Source organism: Microcoleus sp. OTE_8_concoct_300 (genome assembly GCF_031383065.1).
GTDB lineage: Bacteria > Cyanobacteriota > Cyanobacteriia > Cyanobacteriales > Microcoleaceae > Microcoleus.
This window is the reverse complement of the sequence record NZ_JANMZH010000142.1, coordinates 1-23,795: the sequence shown is the minus strand read 5'-3', so window position 1 is coordinate 23,795 and position 23,795 is coordinate 1. Positions and strand designations below refer to the sequence as shown.

The following is a 23,795-nucleotide window of genomic DNA, read 5'->3' as shown; positions in this document are numbered from 1 at the left end:
CGATGCCCGATGCCCGATGCCCCATGCCCGATGCCCCATGCCCGATGCCCCATGCCCCATGCCCGATGCCCAATAACTAATTATTATGACAAGACCTCTAACACCGGCCAATAAAACTTTAGAAAGGTCAGCTTGGACTTGGCAAGACGGCTTGCTGATTCTAGCAATTTTCTCTCTAATTTTGGTAATTGTCCAAACAGCTTCTCAATTCAGCAGTGACTACAACCCAAATTATAAAATTGAGACCACGCTAAATGTCTTGCCAGCATATACAGCTCAGACTCTTTTACGCATGGCATCCGCCTATTTTTTATCGCTGCTGTTTACCCTAGTTTATGCTTATTCTGCTTACCGCTTTCCCCTGGCAGCAAAAATTTTAATTCCCTTGTTAGACATTTTGCAGTCGATTCCTGTTCTATCTTTTTTGCCTGGAGTTGTTTTAGCGCTAGTTACTTTATTTCCAGGTCAAATAATCGGTGTAGAACTCGCATCGATTATCTTAATATTTACTGGGATGACTTGGAACATGACCTTTAGTTTCTATCAGTCACTTTCCGGCATTCCACGAGAACTTAAGGAAGCTGCTCAAATTTATCGGCTCAATGCTTGGCAGCAGTTCTGGACGTTAGAATTGCCTGCTGGTGCGATCGGACTGGTGTGGAACAGCGTCATGTCAGTGGCGGGCGGCTGGTTCTTTTTGATTGCGATCGAATCTTTTACCTTGGGGGACAAAAACTTTAATTTGCCCGGACTCGGTTCCTATTTGGGCAAGGCAGCCAATGAAGGCAATTTTGGGGCGATCGGCTGGGGTTTAGCAGTATTAATTGGTGTGATTATAGCCATAGACTTTTTCATCTGGCAGCCTTTGATTGCTTGGGTAGAAAAGTTTAAATATCAATCCGTGGAAGCTACCAATGTACCGCAGTCAAGCGTGTTAGATTTTTTAAGGCGTTCGGCGACGCTGCGGGTTTTGAAGTCGCGTATTTCGCCGATCGGCGACAGTTTTGATCGCAGTTTGGCAAGAGCTTTTGCACCTGCTAATTTAGCAACAAATTCCCCAAAAAAAAGCCGCATCGGAAATTGGATCAATTGGATCTTTGTCAGCGGGTTTGCCGCCATTGTACTTTGGGGAACTTGGGAAGCGGTGCTGCTGCTGCGGTTGCTGAGTTTGTCTGACTGGCAAAAAGTCATAGGAGGTGCATTTTTTACAGCTTTGCGAGTCATTTGCGCGCTATTTTTATCGCTGTTGTGGACAGTACCGCTCGGAGTGGCGATCGGTCGAAATCCTCGTTTAGCTCAGATTTTGCAGCCATTAGTACAAATAGCTGCTTCTGTACCGGCAACGGCTTTATTTCCAGTATTGCTACTAGCTTTAATTAAAACTGGAGGTGGCTTAGAAATTGGTTCTGTGGCGCTGATGATGTTAGGTACAATGTGGTATTTGCTGTTTAATGTTATTGCCGGTGCTCAATCGATACCTTCCGAGTTGTTTGAAGCCGCGCAAGTTTACAAACTTTCCCTGATCCAGCGCTGGAAAACTTTAATTTTACCAGGAATTTTTCCTTATTTAATCACAGGAATTATTACGGCGGTTGGCGGAGCTTGGAATGCCAGTATTGTCAGCGAATACGTGCAGTATAAAGGTGAAATAATTACAACAAGCGGTTTGGGCGAGACGATTTCTCAAGCAACGGCATCAGGCAATTTTCCTTTGCTTTTAGCCGCCACTTCTGTGATGTCGCTGTTGGTTGTAGTGACTAACCGTTTAGTGTGGCGGCCGCTTTACCGTTTGGCGGAGGAAAAATATCAATTGTTGGTTTAGTTCTGGTAAAATAGGACTGCAATATAGCAGTAAAAGCTGAGCGATAGCGGCTGTCAATTCTCGGCTATGGCGACTTCATTAAAGCAGGCGACACTTTTTTTTTGTGCTGTCAAACCCCGGAAACTTAATTTTAGAGCGTGCAGGTTGAACTTAGCCGATCGCACGCAGCACCCAAAACACCCCAATAGCCAAAAAATAGACCACCAAAATATATTGACAATATTGTTTTTTTGCGTATATATTAAAACCCAGTAAAATATTTATTCGGATGCCGAACTAATGAACTCAGCACTAACAAAAAAAAACATGAAATTCGCAGCAGTTACAGCCATATATTCATTATTATTCGCCGCAGCTTTACCTACAGTTGCCTCAGCCCAGACAGCACTGGAAGAAATTCGGCAAACCGGCATTCTCAAAGTAGGTATCAGAAAAGACGCCCCTCCCTTCGGCTACTTAGAAGGCGAAAAATGGCAAGGAGTTTGCATCGAAGGCTTAGAACTTTTCAGAGCTGACTTAGAAAAGAAATTAAATCGCTCCGTCCGCTTAGAAAAACTAGAAACAGACCTAAACGAATCAGGAGAAAAAGGGCGCTTCCGCAGCGTCACCAGCAAGCGCGCTCATCTAGAATGCGGACCCAATACAATCCTCAAAAATCCCCCCAGCGGGGTTGCATATTCGCTGCCTTTTTTATACAGTGGCACCTATCTGTTAGTTAAGCCAGAAAACAGACTGAGAGTCAATCCTTCGGGATTCCTGCAAGACGTGACAATTGGCGTGCTGAGCGGTTCTGTTACCGAACAATTCATTGCAGGCAGATATCAACTAGCCAACCAGCGAATTTATGAAGGTATCACGGGCAGAGAGTCGGGTGTAAAAGATGCGGCATCAGGCGCAATCGATGCCTTCGCCAGCGACCGAATGCTGTTAGTGGGAGAAGCGCGGAGACAGGGTTTAACTCCAAGCCAATATTCTATTATACCGGAGCAGCCTTTAACCTGCATTTCCTACGGAATGATCCTGCCGGCAAGCGATACTGAATGGAAAGAAACAGTCAATAATTTTATTCGCAATCAAAGTTCGACGAACCTGTTGGAAAAAGTGCTGGGGCGCAATTCTCCTTTCCTGACGATCAGTGTCACGGATCAAGATAAATGTATTTGAGCCCAAATCGGGCAAGGTGCTGCGCGCGCACCATTGGAATAGGCGTAAGGTGCGGATCTTGTCAAGGCAAGTCTGATAACTGCAACCAGTGGCGTCAATAGGCTCTAAACTGGATTCAGGAAGGCGCGCAGCACAGGTTTAGGAGGGTCATCAGTGACAGAAAAAAGTTATCAATCGTCTTCTCTACCCACCTACGCGCGAAAGGAACTGCGGGAATTAGTTCGATCGCAGTTAAGAGCCCTGTTGGAAGAAGGAGACTTTAAAGGAGCAAAAGCGATTTTGCACCCGGTGCAGGAAGCCGACATAGCTGAAGCTATCGAAGGCCTGCCAGAAACCATGCAAGTAATAGCTTTCCGCTTGCTTTCCAAAGACGAAGCAATCGCAGTTTACGAATATCTCGACTCCAGCGTTCAGCAGTCCCTCTGCGAAAAATTCAAACGCCAAGAAGTCCTCGATATTGTAGACAAAATGTCCCCGGACGATCGCGCTAAACTCTTTGACGAACTGCCGGCAATATTAGTCCGCCGCCTCTTAGGTCAATTGAGCCCAACCGAACGCGAAGCTACGGCTCAACTTTTGGGTTACGAAGCCAGTACCGCCGGCCGGATCATGACCCCGGAATATATTTCTCTGAAAGAAAGCTTTACCGTTGCCCAAGCTTTAGACCGAATTCGCTCTTTGGCTAAAACTACCGAAACAATTTATTCTCTTTACGTCACTGACGCCGCCCGCAGCTTGACCGGTATTTTATCCTTGCGGGATTTAGTCACTTCGCCCCTCGACAAAACTGTCGGCGAAATTATGACCCGCGACGTAGTTTCTGTTCAAACTGGCACGGATCAAGAAGAAGTAGCTAGGCTGATCCAGCGTTACGATTTTTTAGCTGTGCCCGTTGTAGACCGCGAACAGCGTCTGGTAGGGATCATTACAGTTGACGACGCGATCGACATTTTAGAACAAGAAGCCGCCAAAGATATTTATACTTTGGGCGGCGTCCAGTCCGGCGGCGACAATTATTTTCAGACCGATTTAATTACCGTTGCCCGCAAAAGGGTCGTGTGGCTGTTTGTTCTGCTTTTAACGAATACTGTCACCGGCGCAATTATTCGAGCTCAAGAAGATATTTTGCACCAAGTAGTCGCCCTAGCAGCCTTTATTCCGTTGCTGACTGGTACTGGAGGCAATGTCGGAGCTCAGTCCTCAACGGTGGTAATTCGCGGTTTGAACACTGAGGAAATTACAGCAATGGGGCCGTTTCAAGTAATTGTTCGGGAGGGGATGGCGGGAGCGCTGCTAGGAGCTATATTGGGGACTGTAGCGACGGGCTGGGCTTACACTCTGCAAGGGAGTTTAGCAGTGGCGATTGCGGTGGGGGTAAGTTTGTTTGCGATCGCAATTTTAGCTTCTATTGCCGGTTCAGCTCTGCCGTTTTTATTTCGTTCTTTGGGTTTAGACCCCGCTTTAATGTCTGCTCCTTTTATTACCACCGCAGTTGATGTCCTCGGGGTCTTGATTTATTTCACTTTAGCTCGACTAATTTTGCAGATTTAATATATTTAATTAGATGGCTGTCAATAAAAAACTTAATCTGTTTTTCACCACTGATCAATTCTGGGTCTGCGTGCGATTCCTTACGGGATAGCTCCGAAGAGCGCGTACTTTATTTTTACCAGCAGACTTGCACCAGTTTAAAAAAAGAATGCAACTATAGGCCCGCGCTCGAAACTACGAGCTCGATCGGTCATTCCAAATCTAAAATCTAAAATCTAAAATCTAAAATCTAAAATGGTATTAGCCTATGTCATCATCCAATTCACCAACCAAAATCCAAAATCCCAAGTCGAGCAATTTGTTAGAAACTGCTGAAGTGGTTTTTCTGGCAGCCTCTGCTGTGGGATTGGCTGCTAGTTTGGTTTGGGGGCAGAGCGTTTATGCTCAAGGCGCGATCGTGATTTCGTTGGTGTTGAATTTTGTGAACCGGCAGAAGTTGCACAGGCAAGTTAAAGCAAGTACGGCGGCAACGTTCGATCGGGTAAATCAACAAGCAGTTACTACCGATCGCGCGATCGAGCAATTGCAACTTGCTGTTAATGCTTTAGACGAAGCTCTTGCTCAAACATCTCGCGAAAATCTCAATGTTGGGCCTGGAGAAAACGTACACTCTCTAATTTCAGCAATTGAGAACCTGCGCCAGCGACTAATAATTTTAGAAAAAACTATTAAAATGATTCAAAGCGAGATCGAACTCACCAGCCGCCAATTCAAACAGCGGCCGGAGTTGCAACAAGTCGAAACTTTGACAACAATAATTCTGGACTTGCAGGAGTTTATCAACGAACTGCCGCAGTGGGGCAGTTTGCAGCAGCGGCAGCTAACAGAACTTCAGCAAAAAGTAGACAATGCTTTGGCTCAGCTATCTGAAGAAATTGCTGTGATTCCCAACCGCGTGCAGGAGGCGGTAGCTAGTCGCGGCGGGGAAATTAACCCACAGTTTGGTTCGGGTTTGAATGGCGTTCAAAAGAATGCCTATCGACCGAAAACCCAGAATGAGAAAATTCGCCAGAAATATCCCAGAGCTTATGTCAAGTGGAGTCAGGATGAAGACGAAAATTTGAAGAAAGAATATGCGAGCGGTCAACAAATTGGCGAATTAGCTCAGAGATTTCAGCGACAGCCTAATGCCATTCGTTCGCGATTACAAAAATTAGGATTGATGGAATAATGGTAATTAGTAATTTGTAATTTGTAACCACAGAAAACAGACAAGCGTCAACTGTCAACTGACAACTGACAAATAATATCAAATCTGTTAGCCTCGGAATTATTCCTATCTCTCTTCTATTCATCTGCGTGAATCAGCGTCAATCCATTGTCATCTGCGGTTAATAAATTATCTTTTTTTAACCGCAGATACAGGCAGATGCAACACAGATTAACGCAGATGAATTGATATAACAAAGCGATCGCCCTTTTTTTCAAAAGAGCGATCGCTTTGTTTCTTTATTCAGTACCGGCTGCCAACAGCAGGCCACTAACATCACATCTCAAGGCTTTTTAGCCTGGGTCTACCTCATTTTAGAAATCTTGGGGTAACAAAGAACTTAAACGCTCCAACAAAGGATCAGAATCCCGACGAGGAGCAACCTCAGCATCAGACACTAAATTATCATCCGCTACAGACTCAGACTCAATCGGGCCAGGCTCTACTACTTTTGAAACTTGGGCAAAAGAAACTTGAGCAAACTTACTGTTAACACTCCCCTGCAACTGATCCAACTGCGCGCTGAGTTGACTCAGGTGATGTTCCAGTCCCTCCAAACGGCTTAATTCCTCTGCAGAAACATTGTGTTCAAATTCAGAAAATTTGACCACAAGTTCAGCAATACGCTGTTCCAACCGTTGAAAGCTCTGTGTAGAGCTAGCAGACTCAGATACAGACAAAAACTGCCACAAAGCTTGCTTACAGAGATTGCTGAAAGTCTGATACTTCGTGAAAGCCAACTCTTTTTCAATAGCGGCCAGCAAAGTTTGATCCGCAGCATCTTCTGTAAACGCCACCGAGAAATTCGCCTTATTTTTTGCCCACAGTGCCATAGGGTTCAAGCCTTAATGCGTTACTTTATCGTGGCTAGCTGAGCCTCAGCATAAATAAACTGTCCCAAAGCATTAGCTTTCCGAGAAGGCTGAGCCAAGTGAGCCTTAAGATTGGCCTCTTTAAGCAAAGGTTGCAGCACCTCCCAGAAAAACTCGCCGCCACCGCCAGTCAGAACCACATCCGTCACCCGTTCCGGCAGCCACTGCACCAAACGTTCGGACAGTTCGTTAGCGAAAGCCTCCCGCAAATCCTTAATAATCGGATCTAAATTAGTCGGCTTAGTCGCTCCTCTGGGACGGTAGAAACGTTGACCTTCTGGTTTATTCACCGCTTCCAGTAAAGACAGAGATTGAGGGTCTGCCCCCGGAATCTTTGAGGCAACTTGTTCGTAGAACTTGTTCATTGCGAAGGAATCGCTCTTAGAAGCCGCCCGGGCGAACCGGAAACGATCGACCATTAACAAATCGGTAGTTTGGTGTCCGATATCGACAACAGCCACCGACAGTTCGGGCAACTCCGGCGTAAACTCTTTGTTGTCTTGAGCCTCGCACCAAATCAGGCTGCCGAACCCTTCGGGCATCACCCAAACGTGACTGATGTTAATATCCACACGCTCGCCCCGGTACACCACAACGTGGGGAGAGCGGAGTTGGCTGATAATCTCTTCCTTTTCCTTCTCAAACTGATCCTGCGAATAAAACGGCAAACCCAGCACAACTGCTATTTCGCCCTTCATCTGGAAATATCCAGCACAGGAAAAAACCTTAACCAAAGCATCTACTACTTTCGACTGGTCGGCGCCGCCGAGATTAGCGCCAAAATCTGCCGCCAGTTGGCCGATCGCGTAGCCCTTGCCCTGGTACTCCAGCCACATATCCAACAGAGGGTCTGTTGCTTTCGACTCAAAGCTGCCGCCACGAACCTTTTCAACGGGCATAGCAGCCACGTTGGCAGGGATGAAAACCACGCTGCTCGGGTTGCGACTCACGCAGGCTTTAGTTGCCGTCCGACCCAAATCAGCACTAATAATCGATTTGTGAGAAGCGATCTTAGTCTGCTGCGTCAGCATAGCCGAATTAGGAACAAGCTGTCTAGTTGTCATTGAAATGTGTTACCTCACTGAGCCTCACCATTATCATGCCTTATCCCTTGACACTGCCACGCTTAAAGACAGAAAGACAGTGGGTTTTGCGGCGATTCTTCTAACTCTACCTAGATCGGTATCGAAATCAGCACCAAACATTATATTCGGGACGATCGCCCTTACAGTAACTAACCTAACTTTTTCTGGAGCGATCGTGGTCGAAGCTGTATTGCCTGAGAGTGCATTGTTAAGTTAAATTTAGTTAAGATTCTGAGTGTAAACTTTTGTCGCACTCCTCCGACACCGCGATCTTACCCGATCTGTCCCCAATTCAAGGCATCCGCATTTATGAAAATTTCTTGGCGAACTATACTACTTTGGACTTTACCCGCCTTAGTCATCGGCTTTTTCTTGTGGCAGGGGGCCTTTGCCCCATCCCCTGCAGAAATGACCAAGAACACCGCCAGCACCCGCCTGAGCTACGGTCGATTCTTAGATTACTTAAACGCCGGTCGAGTGACCAGCGTTGACCTTTACGACGGAGGCCGGACGGCTATTGTCCTAGCAGTCGATCCCGAACTGGACAATCACGAGCAGCGGTGGCGGGTGGACTTGCCCTCAAATGCTCCGGAACTGGTTTCTAGGCTCAGAGACTCGAAAATCAGCTTCGACACTCACCCCCTGCGCAATGACGGCGCTGTCTGGGGACTTTTAGGCAATCTAGTATTTCCCCTCTTGTTAGTAGGAGGGCTGTTTTTCCTCTTCCGCCGCGGTGGCAACGTTCCCGGCGGTCCGGGCCAAGCCATGAATTTTGGCAAGTCCAAAGCTCGCTTTCAAATGGAAGCTAAAACAGGCGTACTGTTCGACGACGTAGCAGGCGTTGAGGAAGCCAAAGAAGAACTTCAAGAAGTGGTGACATTCCTCAAAAAACCCGAACGCTTTACCGCAGTCGGGGCGAAGATTCCCAAAGGCGTGCTGCTAGTGGGCCCTCCCGGAACTGGTAAAACCCTGCTGGCAAAAGCGATCGCAGGCGAAGCCGGCGTGCCTTTCTTCAGCATCTCCGGTTCGGAATTTGTCGAAATGTTCGTCGGTGTCGGCGCTTCCCGCGTTCGGGACTTGTTCAAGAAAGCTAAAGAAAATGCTCCTTGCATCATCTTTATCGATGAAATCGATGCAGTGGGCCGCCAGCGTGGCGCCGGTATCGGCGGCGGTAACGACGAACGGGAACAAACCCTGAACCAGTTGCTGACGGAAATGGACGGTTTTGAGGGCAATACTGGCATTATCATCATTGCTGCCACGAACCGCCCCGACGTGCTCGACTCAGCGTTGCTGCGTCCGGGACGTTTTGACCGCCAAGTTAGTGTAGATACGCCGGATATCAAAGGCCGCTTGGAAATTTTGGAAGTTCACGCGCGCAACAAGAAGCTGTCTACAGAGATTTCTTTGGACGCCATCGCCCGCCGGACTCCGGGTTTTACGGGCGCTGATTTGGCTAACTTGCTCAACGAAGCGGCTATTTTAACCGCCCGCCGCCGCAAAGAAGCGATTACGATGCTCGAAGTTGACGATGCAGTCGATCGCGTGGTAGCAGGTATGGAAGGCACTCCCTTGGTGGACAGCAAGAGCAAGCGCTTGATTGCTTACCACGAAATCGGCCACGCGATCGTCGGTACAATCATTCAAGCCCACGATCCCGTTCAAAAAGTTACCTTAGTACCTCGCGGACAGGCCCGCGGCTTGACTTGGTTCATGCCCAGCGAAGACCAAGGTTTGATTTCAAGATCGCAAATTTTAGCCCGCATTAGCGGTGCTTTGGGTGGCCGCGCAGCCGAAGAAGTAGTTTTCGGCGATGCCGAAGTAACCACCGGTGCCGGCAATGACTTGCAGCAAGTAAGCGGCATGGCGCGGCAAATGGTGACTCGCTACGGGATGTCTACTTTGGGCCCGATCGCCCTGGAAGCTCAGCAAAGCGAAATTTTCCTCGGCCGCGACTTCACGGCGCGATCGGAATATTCCGAAGAAATTGCCTCTCGGATTGACTCACAAGTCCGGGTAATTGTCGATAGCTGCTACGACGAAGCCCGCCGCATTATTCGCGAAAATCGCGCCGTAATCGATCGCTTAGTCGATTTGTTGATCGAAAAAGAAACCATCGACGGCGAAGAGTTCCGGCTAATTGTCGCTGAATACACTTTTGTTCCTGAAAAAGAACAATACGTTCCTCAGCTTTAAAAAGTCAGCGCGAATAGAATTCGCTTCTACACAAACGAAGTCCCAGCAGAGAGGGACTCAAGAAATTCAACCCGCGCAGGCGGGTTTTGTCTGTGTAGAAGCGGTTTCAACCGCCGAGTTGATTTTTGATAGAATAACCGCCTATGAACGGAATTTAACGCAGATAAAAACTAGATTTGCCAAGCATACAACCAAAAATTTGTCAAGATTTTTCATGGCAACTTTGATTTTTATTTCCGTCAATACTTTGAGCGCCCGCGCCGAAAAATTAATATCAATTCCGGTTGGATTGGAATGATTAAACCGCAGAGAACGCAGAGAACGCAGAGTTCGAGAACAGAGAGATGAATACAGGACGATGCTAACATTTGATATAAGATGTTTTGTAACTCTTTGCATCGACCCCGAAAAATTAAGATGTTTTGCATATATTTGCATCGATCCCAGCAGCGTAAAATTAAGCAAATCTAATATTCCCGGTGTTTCCTATTATCCCGTTAGAACTATTTTAGGAACTCAGCAGTCTAGTTACCAAAAAATGTTCGTGCAAATGGAATTCAACTGCAAGCAGCGACAGTTTAGAATTGTCAGGGCTATCAAATATGGCCGAAATTGGTCGGATTTTGATCCGAGATGGACTTTAATTACTCCTAACTCCTTTTTTTCAAGGCTGGTTGACTATACTTGTCAATTGGCGCTCGCAGAACAATAGAATAAATAAGTAGACCCAGAAAAAAACCGAACTCCTATCTCTTCAACCCTTGCCTTGCGGGTGCAAGTCTGTGTGCCCGTAAACTCAGCGGTTTCAACCGCCGAGTGTTAATATGACACTCAATCTAAAATCTAAAATCTAAAATCTAAAATCGGATGACAAACCCCACCGAATACCGACAAAGACGCGAACAGTTAATGGCAAAAATTGGCAGCGGGACGGCGATATTTCGCAGCGCGCCCGCAGCCGTCATGCACAACGATGTAGAATACGCATACCGACAAGATAGCGATTTTTTCTACTTAACTGGTTTCAATGAAGCGGAGGCGGTAGCAGTGCTCGCGCCGCACCACGAAGAACACAAATTTGTCTTGTTTGTGCAGCCAAAAGACTTGGAAAAAGAAACTTGGCACGGCTATCGCGCCGGAGTAGAAGGCGCTAAGGAATTGTACGGCGCAGATGAAGCTTTCCCCATCGCCGAAATTGCGGAAAAATTGCCCAAATATTTAGAAAAAGCCGATCGAATATACTATCACTTCGGGCGCGATCGTACTTTCGACCAAACAGTCCTCAATCACTGGCAGCGCTTGATGGCAACCTACCCCAAACGTGGCACAGGCCCGACAGCAGTCGAAGATTCCAACATCATTTTACACCCGATGCGGCTGGTGAAAAGCGAAACTGAATTAGCATTAATGCGAAAAGCCGCTAATATCTCAGTTGCAGCGCACAACCGCGCCCAAGAATTCGCCAAACCGGGCAGGTACGAATATGAAATTCAAGCTGAAATAGAACATACTTTTGGCTTAAATGGCTGCACTCCCGCTTACCCTTCAATTGTTGCGTCAGGTTACAATTCCTGCGTCCTCCACTACATCGAAAACAACCGCCAAATGCAGGAAAACGATTTGTTGCTAATAGATGCCGGTTGTGCTTGCGACTACTACAACGCTGATATTACTCGCACCTTTCCTGTTAGCGGCAAATTTACAACTGAACAACAGATAATTTATGACTTAGTTTTGCAAGCACAATTGCAGGCAATTAGTCAAGTATATCCGGGAAATCCTTACAGCAAAATTCACGAAACAGCAGTGCGCGTTTTGGTGGAAGGTTTAATGGATTTAAAACTTTTGGTGGGCGACATTGAAGAGATAATTAAAGAAGAGAAATACAAGCCATTTTATATGCACCGCACTGGTCATTGGCTGGGATTGGACGTGCACGATGTCGGGGTTTATCAGTACGGCGAAAATCCGCAAGTTTTGCAGCCAGGACAAGTGCTGACGGTGGAACCGGGGATTTATATTTCTCCTTATATTAAACCCGTTGAAGGACAGCCGGAGGTTCCTGAAAAATGGCGCGGTATTGGCGTGAGAATTGAAGATGATGTTTTGGTGACACTTGAGGGCCATGAAGTCTTGACGGCGGGAGTTCCTAAATAAAGGTAGAAGGCTTTGGGCACCAGTCAAGAAAGATTGACTGCTTAAGTTGGCAGTAAAGGCTTGAGCTTTGTTAGTATTAACTTGAAAAAGCTCAAGTCCGCAACTGCCAAACCTAGAGCCATTATGTGTATTGATCCTACCAAGATCGATCGACCTCTCGACACCTGCGAAGCATTAGTAGCAGAGCAAAAAGCAAAAATTCGGCAACTTGAAGAGGATTTGCAGCAGCAGAGAGAATTGTGCCAGAAATTAGAAGCACAACTCAAAGCAGTCGAGAATGCTGGCTTTTCGGGTTCGGCAACTGAATTTGATATCACCGACGACGATCGCATTCGGTTAATCGCATCTCTGGAAAAAAGCCAGGAAATGTACCGAACTCTCATCAAACATTATCCGAATGGGTCGGTGTTTTTGTTCGATCGCGATTTGCGCTATACTCTGGTTGACGGTCAAGGTTTGGCAGCAGTTGGTTTGTCCAAAGAACAGTTGGAAGGCAAAACATTGTGGGAAGTATCGCCTCCTGAAGATTGGTCACTTTTTGAGACTAAATATCGCGCGGCTTTGGCAGGAAAAGAGAATACTTTTGAATATAAATACCGCGGTCGCATTTATTCAAAAACAATTGCTCCCGTCAAAAACGACCGGGAAGAAATTTTTGCAGGCATGGTAGTTACTCAAGATATCACTGAAAAAAAACAGGCAGAAATAGGGCTGCAAGAAATCAAAAATCAGCTAAAAATTAAATATCAAAAGCGCACTGAAGACTTGAAAACAGCAAACAATCAATTGCGGGAAGAAATTATCTATCGCTGGCGCGCCGAAGAAGCTCTGCGGGAAAGCCAGGAACAGCTAGAATTGTTTTTCTCTCAATCTTTAGATGGCTTTTTCTTTACGATGCTGGACGAACCGGTGCAATGGGACAATACCGTTGACAAAGAAAAAGTCTTGGATTACGTATTTGCTAACGGGCGGGTAACGAAGGCAAACGATGCTTTGATAGCTCAATACGGAGGTACTAGGGAAGAGTTTATTGGTCGGACGCTTTACTCTTTATTGTCCCACGACTTGACTGGCGGCAGAGAGATAATTAGGCAATTTTTTGATGCTGGCAGAATTCACATCGAAAATGAGAGTCGCAAGTTTGACGGGCTTCCAGTTTGGGTAGAAGGCGACTATATTTGCATTTACGATTCCCCGGGCAGAATCGTCGGGTATTTTGGCGTGCAGCGCGATATTAGCGATCGCAAAAAAACAGAAGCAGCACTGAAAGAAAGCGAAGAAAGGTTCCGACAGCTAGCAGAAAATATTGAAAGCGTGTTTTGGATGGTAAACGTTCAACCCCAGGAAATTATTTATATCAGTCCGGGTTACGAAAAAATTTGGGGCAGAAGCTGCGCTGATTTGTATGCTCACAGACGCTTTTTTGCAGAGTCCCTCCATCCAGAAGATCGCGATCGCGTTATTGCTACCTTTACTAAACCAATTGAGTCTGAAAACGAGACCGAATATCGAATTGTTAGACCGGACGGCGAAATTCGCTGGATTCGCGATCGGGCTTTTCCGATTAGAAATCAAGCGGGTCAAGTTTACCGCATCGTTGGCATTGCAGAAGATATCAGCGAAGGCAAACAAGCAGAAAAGGTCATCCGCGAAAGTGAAGAACGATTCCGTCAGCTAGCAGAAAATATCCAAGATTCCTTTTGGCTACTTTCTGCTGAATTCACCGATTTATTGTATCTGAGTCCAGCTTACGAACAAATCTGGGGGCGCAGCAGCGAAGAATTGTATGCCGAGCCCTTAAAATTGATGGAGTGGGTGCATCCAGAAGATAGACACCTGTTGCAAGAGGCAATGACGCGAGTGTTGGAGGGCGAGTCCACCAGTACCGAATATCGGATTTTTCTGCCAGACGGCACAATTCGCTGGGTGTGCGATCGAGCTTTTCCCATTTACGACGAATCGGGCAAAATTTACCGGATCGCGGGTATTGGCGAAGATATCAGCGATCGCAAATGTACCGAGGCCCGCATCCAAGCAGCACTCCGCGAAAAAGAAGTATTGCTCAAAGAAATTCACCACCGAGTCAAAAATAATATGCAGGTAATTTCCAGCTTGCTGCAACTTCAAGCTCAATACATTGAAGACGAACCGACGCTAGCTTTATTTGAAGAAAGCCAAACCCGTATCCATTCAATGGCTCTGATTCACGAGCAACTGTATCAATCCGAACATCTCGATCGCATCGACCTCCCCCCCTACGTCCAAAACTTGGTTGCTAATTTGTATCAATCTTTTGGTTGCGGCAACACTGCCATCCAATTCAATCTCAACATTGACCCAATTTATTTAAACATAGAAACAGCAATTCCGTGCGGTTTAATTATTAACGAACTGGTTTCTAATTCCTTAAAATATGCTTTTCGCCAAAGTTTAGTAGGTGAAATTAATATTGATCTTCATAAAATAAATACTCAGAAATTTCAATTAATACTTCAAGATAATGGTAGCGGATTTCCGCCTGGTTTCGACGTAGAAAATGCAGACACCTTAGGATTGCGATTAGTGAGAATGTTGGCTTACCAATTAGAGGCGAATATTGCCATTGACAGTCAGTGTGGAACCTGCTACAATATAGTATTTCAAGAGTTAAATTATCGGCAGCGCATTTAACGAAAAATGAACCCTATAAAAATTTTGGTTGTAGAAGACGAAGTTATTGTAGCCCAAGACATAGCAGGGCGATTAAAAAAACTGGGATATGCAGTAACAGCTACAGTTTCTTCAGGAGAAGAAGCAATTCAAAAAGCTAGAGAAAACGAGCCCGATTTAGTGTTGATGGACATCGTGCTTAAAGGTGACATGGACGGGGTAACAGCGGCAGAAAAAATCAGAACTAATATGAATGTGCCGACTGTATTTTTAACAGCTTATGCCGACGATAAAACCCTCCAAAGAGCGAAACTTACAGATCCATTCGGTTACATTATAAAACCATTTCAACAAAATGATTTACGGGTGGCGATCGAGATTGCCCTGCACAGACACGAAATCGAAACCAAGATGCAAGAAGCTCTTAAAACTGCGGAAGCAGCTAGAGAGTCGCTGGAAGAAAGATCGCACCGCCAAAACCATTATATTTCAATGGCCGCTCACGAATTGCGCAACCCGCTCAACGCGATTTTAATCTCTGCGGAACTTCTAGAGCTCGCTCGAACTCGCAAGAGTGACGAATCCCAAGTTAGAACGCTGCGACTCGTGCACTCAGCTACCCAAAAAATGAACCAGCTAATCGACGATATGCTGTTCATGGGTAGAGCAGAAGCAGGCAAACTCAAATGCAATCCATTACCGATAAATTTAGTTGAATTTTGTCAAGACTTGCTCGATCAATTGCAGTTAGGAAATGAAGGCAAGCACAAACTAACGTTAATCCCCTCAAACGTTACCAGCGCGATATTAGATCAACAATTGCTGCACGGCATCCTCTCTAACTTAATCGTCAACGCCATCAAATATTCCCCCAACGGCGGGCAAGTCACCTTGGAATTGGAATACCGTCAAGCAGGCGAGGTAGACAAAGAAGCTATTTTCTGCTTATCTTCTGATTGTTTGTTGACCAATTCCCCATTTACAAATATTCACTCTCCCTTACTAATTATGCGCGTCCGAGACGAAGGGATCGGCATCCCAGAAACCGAAGTAGGGAAAATATTTGAAATCTTCTACCGCTGCAAGAATACGGGAAAGATTAAAGGTAACGGTTTGGGATTAACAATTGTTAAAAAAGCTGTGGAATTGCAAGGAGGTGCGATCGGCTGCGAAAGCAAAATCGGCGTTGGTACAACGTTTACAGTGGCGCTTCCTTACGTTGCCCTTTCCTGCAGAATTAAGTGAATCTAGAAATTTTGGCGTTGCACAGTTTGAAGATGATTCTTGTGAGGTACGCCTCCCGCCTGCTTTGAAAATAAAGCGGACGGGCGGGACGCCCATCCCACAAAACAATCAAAATCATCCCGCAATTATGCAACGCCCATTTTCAGCGTTGCTGATTAACGGTATGAATTCAAATGTTGCACCATTGTCAATTAACCTTTTATGAACAGGCAAGATGCCTGTTCCACAAGAAAATTTATCTGTTGTGGAACAGGCATCTTGCCTGTTGCTGACAATGGTGCAAGATATCAGTATGAACCAACTTTTTTCTGAAGTTACAAAACTCACCCTCGCAGGGCTTATGGCAATTCCGAACTATTCAATTCATCCCTGTATTAAGCAACGCCAGATTTTCTAATCATCAAAGTGTTGCAAAATCCACTCAACCGCCGTCGCTAAATTTGCTGCAATAAAATCCGGTTTAGTATGGTGCTGATACTCCCCGCTCAACACGCTTTCTCCGTAACCAGTCTGCACCAAAATGCCAGTACAGCCGGCATTGTGAGCCATATCAACATCAGTCGCTTTGTCCCCGACCATAAAACTATTCGGCAAATCCAAATCGTGTTCCCAAGCCGCGGCTACCAACATCCCCGTATTCGGTTTTCGCCAAGTCGAATACCGCGTAAATTCGGGGTTGGTTCCGCCTTCTGCTGCGCTTAAATAAGGACAGTAATAAAGAGCATCTAACTTGGCTCCTGCTTCATTTTCTAATAAATGACACAGGCGTTTGTGCAAAGCTTCTACGTGGCTAACCGGATTATAATCCCTCGCTGGGCCCGATTGATTGGAAACCAAACAGCAAAATATTTGTTGGTCATTTAAACGGCGTACAGCTTGGGCTATTCCGGGGATTAAATGCAAATCTTCTACTTTGTGGATGTAGCCGACTTCGATATTGAGAACGCCATCGCGATCGAGAAATACTGCTCGTTTCATTGTTGTATTGTTGCTTGAAAATTGAGTTTAGGGTGAGGATGTGGCAGTGTTCGTTGGTGTTAACTTAAGCCTAAAAACCTTTGTATCTATCGTTTATAGTCGAGTCTAGATCCCCCTAAATCCCCCTTAATAAGGGGGACTTTGAGTGTTCCAGTCCTCCTCTTTTTCCGCTTGGGACTTTGACTACTCTTGTCCCCCCCTTATTAAGGGGGGTTAGGGGGGATCGGGAAGACTGGACAAGGAAGACTATAGGCTGGCACAGCGAAAATATAGGTACGATCATCATTCTAAAATAGATTGTTTGCCCAGCCATTCCCGGAAGCTGGCATGATACAAGCTATAACAAATTTCTCCTCGGATTTCCTGGGAATTCAAGAACTCGATCCAATTGTCTAACACTTTTTCTATTTCGTATTCATCCTCATCAATTATATTGGATATCGCACTTACAGACAAACCTGTTGTGGATTGTACCAAAACATTCAGCACAGACAAGTCAACTTCCGATAAGCCATCACCTCTCATCCGCAGCCAGTGGTTTTGATAATACGCTGCTAAACCGGGAGGAAGTTCAGGGAAAAGTGAGGACTCTCCCAGATTAGCATCGGGGTGTGAATTCTCGACGCTCGCCCTTAACATCTGACTCAGATACATGAAATTGTTTTCGCTGACTGTGGCGAGTTGTTGGCAGAATTCGGGTTGAGTTAAATCGGGTGCGGTTGATAGGTATTGCTGAATGTAGTTAAGGGCATCTTCGCGATTTTGGGCGGGATAATCTCTTAAATCGAGAGTTTGAGAGGGGGTTTCAATTAACAAGCCGGATTTTTCTCTCAAAAACGGGCGGCGGGCGAGGATAAAATAAGTACGATCGCCCAAATATCTCGGCAGATAAAACAGATTTGTGCTGGGAGGCTGACTGGTGCGGGCGATCGCGTCTACAGAATCAATGACTATTATCAACTTTTGGCGATGACGTGCCGTCTCGCAAGCTACGTTTAATTTATCGCTAATTTGCTGAAGCAACAAAGACAGAAACCAACTCCCATCATGGGATTCGAGATTTTGAAGTTGAGATTTTAGCTTGAGGATTTCCGATGTTTGCCCATTGGCGGCAAGGTATTTGTCAATCAGTTGAGTGCAGACTGAAGCGAGAAAATCTTCAGCTCGATTTTTGCCCTCAACTGCAGCGTTGTAATAGATACTGCGAGGATGGGCCCTGACATATTGGGCGAGGATGGAACTTTTGCCGCAGCCGGGAGTGCCGACTATTGTGAAATAACCGCGGCTGTGGGAGTTCAGAAAGTCGGATATGGCAGAAAAAACAAACTTGCGGCCTGCAAAATTATCGGTTTTTTCTCGCAGGAGTTGCTGAAATTCTATTGGGTAAGCGGCGGTAGAGATGGGAGTTGGCAGAGGTGAGGAGTTCATGTTAGTTCCTCCATCCCTTCTAGCCGCAGGAAATATACGCGGCCGGATTCGTCGCCTGCTACAATTGTGACTCCATCGGGGGCGATCGCGCAAGAGGCGATCGAACTTTCACCCATGAAACTGGCAATCACATTTCCACTCAACAAATCCCAGACTTTGAGGGTATTGTCATCTGAACCAGAAATCGCCCGCTTGCCATCTGCAGTGACGGCTACTGCATTTACCGAACTGGTGTGACCTTTGATAGTAAACTGTTCCTTTCGAGTTGTTAAATCCCAGACTTTCAGGGTGTTGTCTCTTGAACCAGAAATCGCCCGCTTGCCATCAGCAGTGACGGCTACTGCATTTACCGAACTGGTGTGACCTTTGAGAGTAAACTCTTTCTTTCCAGTTGTAAAATCCCAGACTTCTAGGGTGTTGTCTCTTGAACCAGAAATCGCCCGCTTGCCATCCGCAGTGACGGCTACTACATATACCGAACGGGTGTGACCATTGAAAGTAAACCATTCCTTTCCAGTTGTTAAATCCCAGACTTTCCGGGTGTTGTCTCTTGAACCAGAAATCGCCTCCTTGCCATCAGGAGTGATAGCTACTTCTTTTACCGAACTGCTGTGACCATTGAGAGTAAACTGTTCCTTTCCAGTTGTTAAATCCCAGACTTTGATGGTTTTATCAATTGAACCAGAAATCGCCCGCTTGCCATCAGCAGTGACGGCTACTGCATATACCCAGTCTGTGTGACCCTTGAGAGTAAACTGTTCCTTTCGAGTTGTTAAATCCCAGACTTTGAGGGTTTTATCATATGAACCAGAAATCGCCCGCTTGCCATCCACAGTGACGGCTACTGCATATACCGAACTGGTGTGACCTTTGAGAGTAAACAGTTCCTTTCGAGTTGTTAAATCCCAGACTTTGAGGTTTTTATCATATGAACCAGAAATCGCCCGCTTGCCATCAGCAGTGACGGCTACTGCATTTACGAAACTGGTGTGACCATTGAGAGTAAACAGTTCCTTTAGAGTTGTTAAATCCCAGACTTTGAGGGTTTTGTCCATTGAACCAGAAATCGCCCGCTTGCCATCAGCAGTGACGACTACTGCATTTACCGAATCGCTGTGACCCTTGAGAGTAAACAGTTCCTTTCCAGTGGTTAAATCCCAGACTTTGAGGGTATTGTCATATGAACCAGAAATCGCCCGCTTGCCATCAGCAGTGACGGCTACTGCATATACCCAACTGCTGTGACCATTGAGAGTGCGCAGCAGTCCCAGGCCAGGGGGAGTTAAACAAGATGTCAAAGGACACAACCAAGGTGCTGCTTTCCACTGCTTAGCTACCTCTGCCATTCCCTGAATTGCCGGAATGTTAAAGTGCAGCAAGCGCCCTAACAATTGCTCTGCGAGTTGCGTCTTATCTAGAGTCAAAATATCCGCTGACTTCCACAGTGCCGCTTGAATCAAGTTCAGGGCTTCAACTTTTTCTGGGTTGTACTCTGGGTTAGTTAATGCTTCTGAATCGTCAACCAAATCGAAATCATCAATAAGTGCCTGCAGTCCAAACTCAGGATGCTGAATCTTTGCCATCAGGAAGTTAAAATCCGTCAGCGTTTGATAATATTTTCCTAAATTTCCAGACTTGACATAATTTGGCAGTAAGCTGCCCAGATAAGCACGTTGATAGTAAAGTTTTTCGGCTGCTAACTTGTCAGCAAATTCTCCCATCTCACACCATCCCCTTTTCTAAATACTCAGCAATCCGTTGATTTACTTCCTTAAAAAGCTTCCGCTTTGAATCCATTTCCCGTTTGGTTTTCAGAAAGTCAAGGAAACTAGCATGATAGATGCCGTAGCAGATTTCTCCGTCTACCTTCTGCTTTTTCAAATACTCCACCCACTCATCTAAAACCGCTTCTACGTCGCATTCATCTTCCTTAGCAATTCCAGCAATCATCTCGCAGGGAATCGGCGTTCCAATCTCTAACAAAATATACAATACAATCTCCATCAATTGCCCAGGCTTAGCTTCCAGCCCCATCCGCACCCAGTGATTTTGATAATACTCTTGTAGCCCGTCTGGCAATTGCTTTAAACTTAAGTCATTGTAATCGCCCTTAGCAATTGCTGGCAAAACATAGCGCAAATACATAAAATTATTTTCGCTTTTGTTGGCCAATTGTTCGACAAAACTTGCATCAATAATGCCCCGCTCTTGAATCCACTTTCTCAGTCCATCCTTATAGTCAGAATCGGCATTTATAACAAATAGAATATACTCTTTGATATCCTCTTGATTAAAATTTACATACTGGTCATCTCTCAAATCTAATTCTTTGACCGGAACTCCCGGAGATACAGACAGTCGCTTTTTACCGAGGTGATAAGGTCGCCTAGTCAGCAGGAAATAAACGTTATCTGGCAGAGTTGTCGGTAAATGTAAAAGATTTTCTCCCGCTTCTTGTTCGACTTCATCCAGTGCATCTATCGCAATTACCAAACGTTCGCCCAAAGTGAGTTTTCCCGCCACCTTTGCCAGTAACGTCGGTAAATCCGCATCTGCTGAATTTTGCAATTCATAGCGGTCAATTAATTGCTGGCGAATGCTCTTCAAAAACAATTCGGGTCGGTTGCGGCCTTCGACGAGAATATTGAAATAGCAGGGAGATTTATGTTCCGAGACGTATTTAGCAACAATGGAACTTTTGCCCATTCCCGCATCCCCGATGATTGTAAAATAACCGTAAGGATTTTCGATGAGAAATTGCTGAAAATTATCAAAAACAAATCGGCGGCCGCAAAAGGTTTTAATTTTTTCTGCTATGAGTGATTCAAACTCGGGCGGCAGCGTATTTTCGGCATTCCAATCTTTTGGATCGACAATATCTGTCGGTTCTATTCCTAATGCTTTAGCAATATTCTCAACTGCCCATTTTTCTACGCCATTAAGACATTTTCTTGTACCGAGTAAGCGCTGAATTGTGTCAGTGGAAACCGTAGCTTTTGTCGCTAGTTCTTCTATCGTCAGGTTAGCTTGCTTGTATGATTCTTTGAGCTTGCGTTTTCCAGTTTCACTCGATTGAACTATATCGGATGGGCGCATAATAGGTTTTTAGGTATGGTTGTTAGTTTTTCAGTTAATTCGATAATTCGATAATTCGATTATCCGAAATTCCGACAGGGAATGAATTCCCTGGCGGACTTCGGGAAAATCCGACAGTCCAAACTTACGCAGTCCGACCAAAGAAACCGGGTTTTTACCCGAATCTACGGGTGAGTGGGAAGTATTTTCGTAAAAACCCGGTTTCTGATTCCCCATGTGTAAATCCTAATTTAAATACTTCTGTCTGTCTAGGGCAGATAGGTTTTAATCTCCTGCCCTATCTGCCCCAAAAATTAGGGCATATCGCAAATTAAAACTCGCCCTATCTGCCCTTGAGTCTCGCTGTTTGCTTCGGTAGAGTAATTGTAGAAACAAAAAAATATCACTATTTTGGAGAGAAAACAGTTATGAATTTTAACTTATTCGGCAACTCGCAACCCGATCAAGATTATAGCGAAATTAAGAAAGAAATGCTGCGAGAATCGTTGCGGCAAGTTCGCCAAAGCTACAATCTTGCCCTTGTTGTCACCGCCGCATCGGCAATGGTTACTTTCGGATCGATCGCACTTCTATTTTGTGAGAAAATCTCAGAGGCTACTCTCACTGCTTCGGGCGGATTGTTGACAAGTTTGGGCAGCGTTGAGTTTGCCAAGCAAAAGAAAAAGGAATTGCAGCAGATGATGGATGATTTGGAAGACTAACATCGAGTTTTAGCTCCCCCACTTCTTTCCTCGTCCCCCGGCTCTGGCTCCTGTGAAGCGCACACAAGCAGCGAGGCAGAGCCTCTAGATAGGGGTTCCCAGGCAGAGCCTGGAAACCAGCTAAGAGAGGACTAAAGTCCTTACTACGAAGTTTTGTTCTTAGCCGCCCCAAACCTTCTTTAAAACCTCTTGAGGAGAGATATCTGCCATATTGCCAGTAGGAGATTTAATGCCCAAAAATCGATCGCTCTTTGGCAGCAATTTTGCAGGTTCAGTCGGGCCGAACAAAGCTATAGTATAAGTTTGAACCGCCACAGCTAAGTGCATCGGCGCACTGTCAGTACATATCATCAAATTAGCAGCAGCAATAGTCGCCGCCAACTTGCCGACATCATCCGGCGAGATAACTTTTACATTGGGACATAACTCGACTAACTTTGTTACGAACTCTTCATCCTCCGGGCCTTTCACAACAACAACCGGCAAATTCGGCTGGCGCTGCTGACAGTCATTGATGATTTGCTTCCACTTGTCTGTAGGGTAAATTTTGTCAATACCTTTAGACAAAGCTAGCTGACTCGAACCGCCGTGAATTAGAATGTAACCGCTTTCTTTTACCCCCAACCGCTGCTGTTCGGCTTCCGCCCACTGAATGTCCTGTTTAGGTACATTAATTGCGATCGGCGGACAAGCATTTTTAATATTAAATCCTTGCAGCAAATCGTGGTACATTGAAGCGGCGTACTGTTCAGTTTTGAGCGGTACAGCAGCGGTAAGAAATCGAGCGCCGTTGGTTCCCGAATAGCCAACTCTCTGGGGAATGCCCGTCAGCCACAGCAGCAGCCCTACAGTCCACCGCTGGCCTAGGGAAATAACTGCATCGTATTCGCGATCGCGAATTACGCCCAGTAAATTGCCCAAATCTGCCATAGCATTGCGGTCTTTGAAATTGTACGTCAAGACTTCTTTGACGGATTTGCAGACTCGGTAAGCGCCCTTCGCCCTCGGTTCCACGATGACATCAATTTGCGCCTCTGGATAAGACTGCTTGAGGTCATCGACGGTGGGGAAAAATAAAATTTGGTCGCCAATCCCGCCTGGGACAAGTGCTAGTATTCGCATCATAAACGATCGGCTATTATCTATCGAGGTAGCTCTCAGCGATCGGCTTTCAGCTATCAGCTTATAGTATTTCTAGACATTAAAAGCTACTGGCTGACAGCTAAACAACTGACCCAAAAGTACAGGACGCTCTTAATATATACCTAGTTGGGTTAAGAACGGTTAGTTAATGCACTTATTAATTCCTGCGGCGGGTTCAGGGCGACGGATGGGGAGTCAGCGGAACAAACTGCTGCTGACTTTGCTGGGAAAACCTTTGCTGAGTTGGACTTTGGCTGCCGCTGAAGCTTCGCAGCACATTAGCTGGATTGGCATCATGGGTCAGCCAGACGATTTTCCTGATTTTCAAGCAATTCTGAGCGATTTATCTTTGGTTATGCCCGTGAAACTGATTAAAGGAGGCGCCACCAGGCAAGAGTCAGTTTACAACGGTTTGCAGGCTTTGCCTCCGTGGGCCGATCGAGTCTTGATTCACGACGGCGCGAGGTGTTTGGCAACTGCTGAATTGTTCGATCGATC

The 23,795-nt window shown here is 45.8% G+C and carries 20 protein-coding genes; 12 read left to right on the top strand and 8 right to left on the bottom strand.

Going from position 1 to position 23,795, the window contains the following annotated elements; translation table 11 throughout:
- The first annotated feature begins 85 nt into the window (after nt 1-85).
- The 4 genes from ACUVJL_RS07270 (at nt 86) to ACUVJL_RS07255 (ending at nt 5,708) form a co-directional block, all read left to right on the top strand.
- Entirely contained in the window at nt 86-1,822 is a 1,737-nt protein-coding gene (locus tag ACUVJL_RS07270; protein WP_445245242.1) for an ABC transporter permease, read from the top strand.
- Nucleotides 1,823-2,128: 306 nt separating this feature from the next.
- A complete protein-coding gene (locus ACUVJL_RS07265; RefSeq protein WP_445245241.1) occupies nt 2,129-2,986 on the top strand; it encodes an amino acid ABC transporter substrate-binding protein in 858 nt (285 codons plus the stop codon).
- A gap of 153 nt (nt 2,987-3,139) precedes the next feature.
- Nucleotides 3,140-4,537 carry a magnesium transporter gene (gene mgtE / locus ACUVJL_RS07260; protein WP_445245240.1) on the top strand — a complete coding sequence of 466 codons (1,398 nt, stop codon included), beginning with the start codon at nt 3,140-3,142 and terminating at the stop codon, nt 4,535-4,537.
- A gap of 247 nt (nt 4,538-4,784) precedes the next feature.
- Nucleotides 4,785-5,708, top strand: a complete 924-nt coding sequence (locus ACUVJL_RS07255) for a hypothetical protein (protein ID WP_445245239.1) — start codon at nt 4,785-4,787, stop codon at nt 5,706-5,708.
- A 353-nt stretch (nt 5,709-6,061) separates the two neighbouring features.
- Here ACUVJL_RS07255 and ACUVJL_RS07250 read toward each other — a convergent pair whose 3' ends face one another.
- The gene (locus ACUVJL_RS07250) at nt 6,062-6,580 is read right to left on the bottom strand and encodes a hypothetical protein (RefSeq protein WP_445245238.1); all 519 of its coding nucleotides are present in this window, start codon (nt 6,578-6,580) and stop codon (nt 6,062-6,064) included.
- Between the two features lie 20 nt (nt 6,581-6,600).
- On the bottom strand, nt 6,601-7,683 hold the full coding sequence (locus ACUVJL_RS07245; RefSeq protein WP_445175745.1) for a chromosome segregation protein ParM: 1,083 nt from the start codon (nt 7,681-7,683) through the stop codon (nt 6,601-6,603).
- 330 nt (nt 7,684-8,013) lie between these two features.
- Here ACUVJL_RS07245 and ftsH2 point away from each other — a divergent pair, with 330 nt between their 5' ends.
- The 6 genes from ftsH2 (at nt 8,014) to ACUVJL_RS07215 (ending at nt 16,348) form a co-directional block, all read left to right on the top strand.
- Nucleotides 8,014-9,900, top strand: a complete 1,887-nt coding sequence (gene ftsH2, locus ACUVJL_RS07240) for an ATP-dependent zinc metalloprotease FtsH2 (protein ID WP_445175744.1) — start codon at nt 8,014-8,016, stop codon at nt 9,898-9,900.
- 358 nt (nt 9,901-10,258) lie between these two features.
- Nucleotides 10,259-10,612, top strand: a complete 354-nt coding sequence (locus ACUVJL_RS07235) for a surface-adhesin E family protein (RefSeq protein ID WP_445245237.1) — start codon at nt 10,259-10,261, stop codon at nt 10,610-10,612.
- Between the two features lie 155 nt (nt 10,613-10,767).
- Nucleotides 10,768-12,057: an aminopeptidase P N-terminal domain-containing protein gene (locus tag ACUVJL_RS07230; RefSeq protein WP_445245236.1), complete on the top strand. Its 1,290-nt coding sequence runs from the start codon at nt 10,768-10,770 to the stop codon at nt 12,055-12,057.
- Nucleotides 12,058-12,180: 123 nt separating this feature from the next.
- Nucleotides 12,181-14,727: a PAS domain S-box protein gene (locus tag ACUVJL_RS07225; RefSeq protein ID WP_445245235.1), complete on the top strand. Its 2,547-nt coding sequence runs from the start codon at nt 12,181-12,183 to the stop codon at nt 14,725-14,727.
- A gap of 6 nt (nt 14,728-14,733) precedes the next feature.
- Entirely contained in the window at nt 14,734-15,951 is a 1,218-nt protein-coding gene (locus ACUVJL_RS07220) for a hybrid sensor histidine kinase/response regulator (protein WP_445245234.1), read from the top strand.
- Nucleotides 15,952-16,165: 214 nt separating this feature from the next.
- Nucleotides 16,166-16,348, top strand: a complete 183-nt coding sequence (locus tag ACUVJL_RS07215) for a hypothetical protein (protein WP_445245233.1) — start codon at nt 16,166-16,168, stop codon at nt 16,346-16,348.
- Here ACUVJL_RS07215 and ACUVJL_RS07210 read toward each other — a convergent pair.
- The 5 genes from ACUVJL_RS07210 to ACUVJL_RS07190 form a co-directional block, all read right to left on the bottom strand.
- Nucleotides 16,345-16,929 (bottom strand): D-glycero-alpha-D-manno-heptose-1,7-bisphosphate 7-phosphatase, encoded by a 585-nt coding sequence (locus ACUVJL_RS07210; RefSeq protein ID WP_445245232.1) that lies wholly within the window; start codon nt 16,927-16,929, stop codon nt 16,345-16,347. The two genes, ACUVJL_RS07215 and ACUVJL_RS07210, sit on opposite strands and share 4 nt — an antisense overlap.
- 282 nt (nt 16,930-17,211) lie before the next feature.
- The gene (locus ACUVJL_RS07205) at nt 17,212-18,357 is read right to left on the bottom strand and encodes an ATP-binding protein (RefSeq protein WP_445245231.1); all 1,146 of its coding nucleotides are present in this window, start codon (nt 18,355-18,357) and stop codon (nt 17,212-17,214) included.
- The gene (locus ACUVJL_RS07200; protein ID WP_445245230.1) at nt 18,354-20,078 is read right to left on the bottom strand and encodes a WD40 repeat domain-containing protein; all 1,725 of its coding nucleotides are present in this window, start codon (nt 20,076-20,078) and stop codon (nt 18,354-18,356) included. Before ACUVJL_RS07200 ends, ACUVJL_RS07205 begins: the two co-directional genes overlap by 4 nt.
- Before the next feature lies 1 nt (nt 20,079).
- On the bottom strand, nt 20,080-21,453 hold the full coding sequence (locus ACUVJL_RS07195; RefSeq protein ID WP_445245229.1) for a transcriptional regulator: 1,374 nt from the start codon (nt 21,451-21,453) through the stop codon (nt 20,080-20,082).
- A gap of 30 nt (nt 21,454-21,483) precedes the next feature.
- The gene (locus ACUVJL_RS07190) at nt 21,484-21,669 is read right to left on the bottom strand and encodes a hypothetical protein (RefSeq protein ID WP_445245228.1); all 186 of its coding nucleotides are present in this window, start codon (nt 21,667-21,669) and stop codon (nt 21,484-21,486) included.
- Between the two features lie 191 nt (nt 21,670-21,860).
- Between ACUVJL_RS07190 and ACUVJL_RS07185 the strand changes: the two genes are divergently transcribed.
- On the top strand, nt 21,861-22,154 hold the full coding sequence (locus ACUVJL_RS07185) for a TRADD-N-associated membrane domain-containing protein (RefSeq protein WP_445245227.1): 294 nt from the start codon (nt 21,861-21,863) through the stop codon (nt 22,152-22,154).
- A gap of 159 nt (nt 22,155-22,313) precedes the next feature.
- Here the strand turns inward: ACUVJL_RS07185 and ACUVJL_RS07180 are convergent, their stop codons facing one another.
- A complete protein-coding gene (locus ACUVJL_RS07180) occupies nt 22,314-23,276 on the bottom strand; it encodes a glycosyltransferase family 9 protein (protein ID WP_445245243.1) in 963 nt (320 codons plus the stop codon).
- A gap of 169 nt (nt 23,277-23,445) precedes the next feature.
- Here ACUVJL_RS07180 and ACUVJL_RS07175 point away from each other — a divergent pair.
- On the top strand, nt 23,446-23,795 hold a 350-nt coding region (locus ACUVJL_RS07175), incomplete at its 3' end, for a 2-C-methyl-D-erythritol 4-phosphate cytidylyltransferase (protein WP_445245226.1).